Below are 7,728 nucleotides of genomic sequence, written 5' to 3' on the forward strand. Positions count from 1 at the left end.
AATCGTGCCGATGTTAACGTGCGGTTTATTCCGTTCAAACTTTGCCTTTGCCATGATGGCCTCCTGATTTCGGTCGGTTGTGGCGGGGTGATCCCCGCCCTACGAGGGTGGTAGGGCGGGATTATTGTCCGCGCTTTGCAAGCAAAACGCGAACTACCCGCCACACCGGTTATGCGTATTTCTTCTGGATCTCGTCCGAGATGTTCTGCGGAACCGCATCATAGTGGTCGAAGGACATCGCGAAGGTTGCCCGACCAGAGGTCATCGAACGCAGCGTGTTGATGTAACCAAACATGCTGGCCAAGGGGACCATTGCCGAGATGACGTTGGCGTTGCCGCGGCTGTCTTGTCCGGTCACCATACCCCGACGCGAGGTCAAATCGCCGATGACGCCGCCAGTGTATTCTTCTGGGGTGACAACTTCGACTTTCATGATCGGCTCGAGCAGTTTCGCGCCCGCTTTTTTCAAGCCTTCCCGCATCGCAGCGCGCGACGCGATTTCAAAGGCCAGAACGCTGGAGTCAACGTCATGGTAAGCACCGTCGATCAGAGCGACTTTAAAGTCGATAACCGGGAAGCCTGCCAAAGGACCGGAGTCCATAACCGACTTGATGCCTTTTTCAACGCCTGGGATATATTCCTTCGGCACCGAACCACCAACAACCTTGGCTTCGAACGAATAGCCTTCACCTGGCTCGGTTGGCGAGATGATCAACTTGACGCGCGCGAACTGGCCGGTACCACCGGTCTGTTTCTTGTGCGTGTAGTCGATCTCATGCTCGCGCGAGATGGTCTCGCGGTACGCCACCTGAGGTGCGCCGATATTCGCCTCGACCTTGAATTCGCGACGCATACGGTCAACGAGGATGTCGAGGTGAAGTTCGCCCATGCCCTTCATGATGGTCTGACCGGACTCGATGTCGGTCTCCACACGGAAGGATGGATCTTCGGCAGCCAGACGGGCCAAAGCGATGCCCATCTTCTCTTGGTCAGCTTTGGTCTTCGGCTCGACTGCAATCTCGATAACCGGAACCGGGAAGGTCATGGTTTCAAGAACAACAGGGTTTGCCGGATCGCAAAGCGTGTCACCCGTGGTGGTTTCTTTCAGACCGCCAAGCGCAATGATGTCACCAGCAAAAGCTTCGGTGATCTCTTCACGATCGATGGCGTGCATCATCATCATACGGCCAACGCGCTCTTTACGCTCTTTGGTCGCATTCAACATGCCGTCGCCTTTGGCCAATTTGCCCGAATAGATCCGGGTAAAGGTCAGCGAACCAACGAAGGGGTCGTTCATGATCTTGAACGCCAGCGCCGAGAAGGGCTGATCATCATCTGCCGAACGCGCGATGTTGCGGGTTTCCGACTCGTCGCCTGGCGCAAAGCCCATGTAAGGCGGCACGTCCAGAGGTGTTGGCAGATAGTCGATCACAGCGTTCAGCAAAGGCTGCACGCCTTTGTTTTTGAACGCCGAACCAGCCATAACCGGAACGAATTCGATTGCCAGCGTGCCCTTACGGATCAGCGCGCGCAATTCGGCTTCGGTTGGCTCTTTGCCGTCCAGATAGGCTTCCATTGCGGCATCGTCTTGGCCAACAGCGGTTTCCAGCAAGTTGTAGCGCCATTCGTTGGCTTCGTCTTGCAACTCGGCACGGATTGGCTGACGGACCCAGGAGGCGCCAAGGTCTTCACCCTGATAAACCCACTCTTCCATCGTCACCAGATCAATGATGCCTTCCAGCTTGTCTTCTGCGCCAATCGGCAAAGCGATTGGAACAGCGTTCGCGCCGGTGCGGTCTTTGATCATCTTGACGCAGTTGAAGAAGTCAGCGCCGGTTTTGTCCATTTTGTTGACAAAAACGATCCGCGGAACCTTGTACCGGTCGGCCTGACGCCAAACGGTTTCGGTCTGCGGCTCGACGCCTGCGTTGCCGTCCAACAGAACCACAGCGCCGTCAAGAACAGCCAAGGAACGCTCAACTTCAATGGTGAAGTCAACGTGGCCGGGGGTGTCGATGATGTTGAAGCGGTATTTGTCGGAACGTGCATGGTCCAGACCTGGATCAATCGTGCGTTCCCAGAACGTGGTTGTCGCAGCAGAGGTGATCGTGATGCCACGCTCTTGCTCTTGCTCCATCCAGTCCATGGTTGCGGCGCCGTCATGGACTTCGCCGATTTTATGGGATTTGCCTGTGTAGTACAGGATACGCTCGGTCGTGGTGGTCTTACCGGCATCAATATGTGCAATGATGCCGAAGTTCCGGTAGCGCGTAAGAGGGAATTCGCGTGCCATGTTAAACCCTTACCAGCGGTAGTGGCTGAATGCTTTGTTTGCATCTGCCATTTTGTGGGTGTCTTCCCGCTTTTTGACGGCGGTGCCACGGTTGTTCACTGCATCCGAAAGCTCGGCAGCAAGACGCTCTTCCATGGTGTTTTCGTTGCGCTTGCGAGCAGCGATGATCAGCCAACGGATGGCCAAAGCTTCGCGGCGTTCGATGCGCACTTCGACTGGAACCTGATAGGTCGCACCACCGACGCGGCGCGAACGCACTTCGACGGAAGGTTTGACGTTGTCCAGCGCTTCGTGGAAGCACTCGATAGGTTCACGCTTCAGACGGGTCTGGACCCGCTCAAGAGCGCCATAAACGATCGATTCAGCGACGGACTTTTTGCCGTCGAGCATCAGGTTGTTCATGAATTTTGTAAGAACCCGATCACCATACTTGGCGTCAGGAAGGATATCGCGTTTTTCAGCGGCGTGACGACGAGACATATCTTAATTCCTCACTTCGGACGCTTAGCGCCGTATTTCGAACGACGCTGGCGACGTTCTTTGACGCCCTGGGTATCCAGTACGCCGCGAAGGATGTGATAACGCACACCCGGAAGGTCTTTTACGCGACCGCCGCGGATCAGAACCACAGAGTGTTCCTGAAGGTTGTGCTTTTCACCCGGAATATAGCAGATAACCTCGAAGCTGTTGGTCAGGCGCACTTTTGCGACTTTCCGCATAGCAGAGTTCGGCTTTTTCGGTGTGGTGGTGTAAACGCGGGTACAAACCCCACGCTTTTGCGGGCAGGATTCCAAGTGTTGCGACTTGGTCTTCCGCACGACTGGTGACCGCGGTTTGCGGATCAGCTGTTGAATAGTTGGCATTCACGTACCCCGTGTTGCTCTGTCAATACTCGCCCCGAAACCTCGGGACACTGCTTCTCGACGTCATTTTATGGCATATCCATAAAACGATAAAACCGAACCACCTCCCGAAGGGGGCAGCGCGGTGGAATTCCAGAGGATCGAGGCTTGCGCCCGGATCATGACCACATCAAGTTCACGAGTGGCAAAATCCGAAGAGACTACCCCAAGTGAGCGGGCTGATAGAGGGAGTCGCGGTGCTTGTCAACAGCCGCAGGGCCTAGCGGCGCGGTGCTGCCAAAGGACGCATGAAACGCGCCAAAACTGCCGCCACCAGCGCAACAAAAAGCCACGACAGCAATACGTCAGACAGAAAATGCCCGCCCGAGGCGACGCGTTGCCAGCCGGCAAAGCCCAAGACCAGCAAAGTGCCGCCCTGCCCCGCCCAAAACAGCGCGCGCGGCAGCCGGTGGCGCAAAACCCATAGAATCAGCCAAAGCGAGATCGCCAAGGCCATAGCCCCCGAGCCTTCGCCAGACACGAATGAACAATTCGCCGCGCATTGATCGGCGATCTGATAGGCAGGGGTAAACTGCGCCTGCCCGCCAAACTCGACCACATCATAGGGACGCGCGCGGCCCCAATATTGCTTTAGGATCGCATTGACCAAAAGCCCCGGCCCCAGCAGAAACAGCGCCAGCACAAAGCCCCAGCCACGCGCCGCCAGCACCAGTTTGCGCCGCCAGATCCCGGTGACCAGCAGCAGCGCCAGCGCAATCAGCGGCATCACCAGCGTCGCATCCCAAACCAGATAGCGCAACCGCAGGATCAGGGCGTTATGGTCGACCGGAAACTGGGCGCCATCGTAAAAATAACCCGCCACACGCAGATCCAGCTGCGGCCAGATGCCAAAGACCAGCAGCACAAGCGCCGAGGCAGCGATTAGCGCCACGATCAGGCGGTCAAGGTTCAACACAAGCGGCCTCCACAACATAGGCCGCAAGATGCCATTTGGCATAGGCCCCACCCTGCGCCTGAAGCGGTAAGGCAGGCCCTGCACAGGCAGGTGGCGCGGCGGTGATCAAAAGCAGCTTGCCCGTCAGCCCAAGCGGCAGCGGATAGCGCTGTTCATAGTGGTTCTGCGCGCGGCCATTTGGGCGCGGCGCATAGAACGTCAGGCCAGATCCGGCACCCGTGTAAAACAGATCCGCCAGAATATCGCGCGGCATCGCCAGCACCGGCAGATCGCCATTCTGATGCGCCAGCGCAATGATCTGCTGGCTCATCTGCACGCGACCCAGCTGGCGATCCAGCAGCGGCTTGCCATTGGGAAAGGTCAGCGCGGTAAAGATCGTCAGCAGCGGCAATCCAAGGCAGACCACTGCATTCACCGCAAAAGACGCGATCAACCAGCGCGGATGCCCGCGCAGAACCTGCACCGCCAGCACCGTTCCGGCGAAATAGGCGGCCAGCGCCCAATTGGCCTGCGCGGTTCCCAACAAGGCCTGCACCGTCACCACCGCCAAGGGCGGCAGCACAAAGGCCGCCATCGCAGGAACCCGGCGCAGCCCGATCAGCATGGCGATCAATACCACCGGCCCAATCACCGCCGCTTGCGAGACCAGAAACTCGGCCATCCCCGCAGGATGCAGCGCCGCCCCCCCACGCAGCCAGCCGACATTATCCACCGTATGCGAAAAGGTCGTCAGCTTGTGGCTTAGGTTCCACCAGATATTTGGCGAAATCACCGCCGCAAAGCCGGCCAGCATCAACGCGCCATTGCGCCAGCCAATGCGGTAGGCCGGCGCAATCTGGATCAGCGCCACCCCGATCAGAAAATACACCGCCGCATATTTCGCCATAAAGGCAGCGCCAATCGCCACCCCTGCCAGCAGCGCAAACCGCGGCGCGCGCGCTTCAGTCAACCGCGCAAAGAAATAAAGCGCTGCGGCGTAAAACGGCGCCATCACGGTGTCGGTCGATATCAGCAAACTTCCCAGCGCCACCATCGGCAGGCTGGCATAGACCGCCGCCGTCAGCACCGCCTCGCGCCGACCCATCCAGCGCGCGGCCCAAGCGGCCAAGATCAGCGCCGTTGCCCCATGCAGAGCCGCCCCGGGCATCCGCACCCAAAATGGCGCATCACTGCCCGCCAAGGCCGTGAAAGCGCCAATCAGCCAGCCAATAAGCGGTGGTTTTGAATAATAGCCGAAAGCAAATTCTTGGCCCCAAAGCCAGTATTGCGCCTCGTCAACATAAAGATCGGTGCGGTCTAGCAGCAGCAGCGCCCACCGCGCAAATGTCAGCGCCAAGACGATCAGCAAGGCCGGGCGGAACCAGCCCGCTTCAGCCCGCGACATGCTTGCCCTTGCGGATCAGCCACAGATTGCGGCTATAGACCACCACGCCGGGCAGTTGCCCCAGAATGATCACAAGATCCAGCTTATGAATGCCATAGGCCAAAACCACCAACCCACCGACGATCGACAGATACCAAAACGCCACCGGCATCACCGAAGCTTTCGCGCGCTCGGATGCGACCCATTGCACGATAAACCTAGCGGTAAACGCAAGTTGCCCCAGCAGGCCCACCAGCAGCCAAACCGCATCACCCGTGCTGCCTGCACCAAATTTGCTGAGAAGTTCATGCATCATCTTAAATCATCCGGCAGCACGGTCGAGATCTTGCGGCGGCGCAGCAGCCAAGCCACACCGATCAGATCCACCACCCCGACCGCCGCGCGTTGCAGGTTGGAATAATTCGACCGCCCCGCCCCGCGTGCCCGATGGGTGACATCGACATGGGCAATCGCCCAGCCATCGCGCGCAAACAGCGCCGGCAGATAGCGGTGCATATGGTTGAAATAGGGCAGCGCCAGAAAGGCCTCACGCCGAAACGCCTTAAGTCCGCAGCCGGTGTCACGGGTGCCGTCTTGCAACATCCAACCGCGCAGACCATTGGCAAACTTTGATGCGGCCTTTTTAGACCAAGTGTCCTGCCGCGCCACGCGCTGGCCGGCCACCAGGCCAATGCGTCCTGTCGCATCGCCAAGGATCGGCGCCAAAAGATGCGGCAACTCCTCGGCAGGGTTCTGCCCATCGCCATCAAGCGTGCAAATTACCGCGCCGCGCGACGCCAGCACCCCCGAATGCACAGCAGCCGATTGCCCACCCGAGCGATCATGCGTCAGCACCCGCAGATGCGGCATGCTTTGCGCCCGCTTGCGGAGAACTGCCACCGAAGCATCGGTCGAGGCATCATCGACGACGATAATCTCGAAGCCGCCCAAGGCGGCCAACGCGCGATCAATATCTTCGACCAAGGTGATGATATTCTCGGCCTCATTGCGGGCCGGAATGACGACAGAGATTTGAGTCATAGGATTTCCAGCCAGCGGCAGGTCAAGGTTCGGGTCTCTATAGGCCAGCCGCCCCTTGCTTGCAAATGATCAGGCACGCGCGCGGGCTTGCTGACGCAATTTCCGCTCGCGCAGCAGGGTATAGATGCCAGTCGCCACCACAATCGCCGCGCCGACCACCGCATGCAGCGGCGGCAGATTGGCAAAAAACACCCAGCCCAGCAAAATCGCCCAAAGCAGTGAGCTGTAGCGGAAGGGGGCGACGAAGCCGATATCGCCCACCCGCATCGCGGTCACTGAACTCAGATAGCCCAGCGTCAGCATCACCCCAGCGCCGCCGATCTGCGCGCCTTGCACAGCCGTCACCGGCTGCCAGCCCTGAAAGGCCGAGCCGAACAGACCCATGGCAAAGACCGCAGCCCCTGCGCCCAAGGCAACCATGATCGAAGGCACCTCGCGCGACAGCGGCCGCACCGACAAATCGCGCACCACAATCGCCAGCACCGAGCCAAGCCCCAAAAGCGACCAGCCATCAAAACCCTCGCTTCCAGGGCTGATGATGATGACCACGCCGACAAAGCCGATCAAAATCGCCGTCATCCGCCGCCAGCCGATCTGATCTTTGAACCAAAGCGCGGCACCGAGCGTGACCGCAAGCGGCATCGCCTGAATAATCGCAGAAAGATTAGCCAATTGCATGTGTTGCAAAGCCGTTAAAAATAGGATGGTGGCGATCACATCAGCCGCCGAGCGCAGCGAAATCAGCTTGGCATCCCGGCGTGACATGTCAAAGCGCAACTGCCCCGTCGCCCAGGCGATTAAAGTAAGGCCGATCAGCGCAATTATGCCGCGCAGCGCTATGGTCTGGAACAGCGGCAGCGTCTGGGTGACCGCCTTCATAAAGGTGTCATTCACCGTAAAGGAGAACATCGACAGGCTCATATAAAGCGCGCCGCGCAGGTTGTCAGAAATTGCCATAGCTCCCCCTTGGTGCAGAGGTAGCAGGGCAAAGACTTGGGGGGAAGAGGCTTGCTCAAACCGGGCTTGGGGGTTTCACACCCCCAGCGCCTGCGGCGCTTCCCCCGTGGGATATTTAGAGACAGATGAAGGGTTAGAGCGAGACCAGCATATCGCCGCCGATGATGGCGAGGCCGATCAGCGCGGCGATGGCGAGTTTAAGCGTATTGGATTTCATGGTGTGGCCTCTGGTTGCGCAGGGCATTGATATGGGGAG

Annotated in this window: 8 protein-coding genes; all 8 read right to left on the reverse strand. The window is 58.8% G+C overall.

The features are described from left to right. Positions 1-169 precede the first annotated feature (169 nt). The 8 genes from fusA to V7Q10_RS15355 all read right to left on the reverse strand — a co-directional run bounded on the left by fusA (position 170) and on the right by V7Q10_RS15355 (position 7,472). Positions 170-2,293 (reverse strand): elongation factor G, encoded by a 2,124-nt coding sequence (fusA, locus tag V7Q10_RS15320; protein ID WP_333870007.1) that lies wholly within the window; start codon positions 2,291-2,293, stop codon positions 170-172. Positions 2,294-2,302: 9 nt separating this feature from the next. Next, on the reverse strand, positions 2,303-2,773 hold the full coding sequence (gene rpsG / locus V7Q10_RS15325) for a 30S ribosomal protein S7 (protein WP_333870008.1): 471 nt from the start codon (positions 2,771-2,773) through the stop codon (positions 2,303-2,305). Positions 2,774-2,784: 11 nt separating this feature from the next. Further along, positions 2,785-3,156 carry a 30S ribosomal protein S12 gene (rpsL, locus tag V7Q10_RS15330; RefSeq protein WP_333870009.1) on the reverse strand — a complete coding sequence of 124 codons (372 nt, stop codon included), beginning with the start codon at positions 3,154-3,156 and terminating at the stop codon, positions 2,785-2,787. A gap of 259 nt (positions 3,157-3,415) precedes the next feature. Beyond that, complete coding sequence (locus V7Q10_RS15335; protein WP_333870010.1) at positions 3,416-4,111, reverse strand: phosphatase PAP2 family protein; 696 nt, start codon at positions 4,109-4,111, stop codon at positions 3,416-3,418. Then, positions 4,098-5,495: an ArnT family glycosyltransferase gene (locus V7Q10_RS15340; RefSeq protein ID WP_333870011.1), complete on the reverse strand. Its 1,398-nt coding sequence runs from the start codon at positions 5,493-5,495 to the stop codon at positions 4,098-4,100. Before V7Q10_RS15340 ends, V7Q10_RS15335 begins: the two co-directional genes overlap by 14 nt. Next, positions 5,482-5,790 carry a lipid-A-disaccharide synthase N-terminal domain-containing protein gene (locus tag V7Q10_RS15345; RefSeq protein WP_333870012.1) on the reverse strand — a complete coding sequence of 103 codons (309 nt, stop codon included), beginning with the start codon at positions 5,788-5,790 and terminating at the stop codon, positions 5,482-5,484. Before V7Q10_RS15345 ends, V7Q10_RS15340 begins: the two co-directional genes overlap by 14 nt. Beyond that, complete coding sequence (locus V7Q10_RS15350) at positions 5,787-6,515, reverse strand: glycosyltransferase family 2 protein (RefSeq protein WP_333870013.1); 729 nt, start codon at positions 6,513-6,515, stop codon at positions 5,787-5,789. Before V7Q10_RS15350 ends, V7Q10_RS15345 begins: the two co-directional genes overlap by 4 nt. A 69-nt stretch (positions 6,516-6,584) precedes the next feature. Further along, entirely contained in the window at positions 6,585-7,472 is an 888-nt protein-coding gene (locus V7Q10_RS15355) for a DMT family transporter (RefSeq protein ID WP_333870014.1), read from the reverse strand. Positions 7,473-7,728 lie beyond the last annotated feature (256 nt).

It is taken from the genome of Cypionkella sp., from assembly GCF_036782355.1.
Lineage (GTDB): Bacteria > Pseudomonadota > Alphaproteobacteria > Rhodobacterales > Rhodobacteraceae > Cypionkella.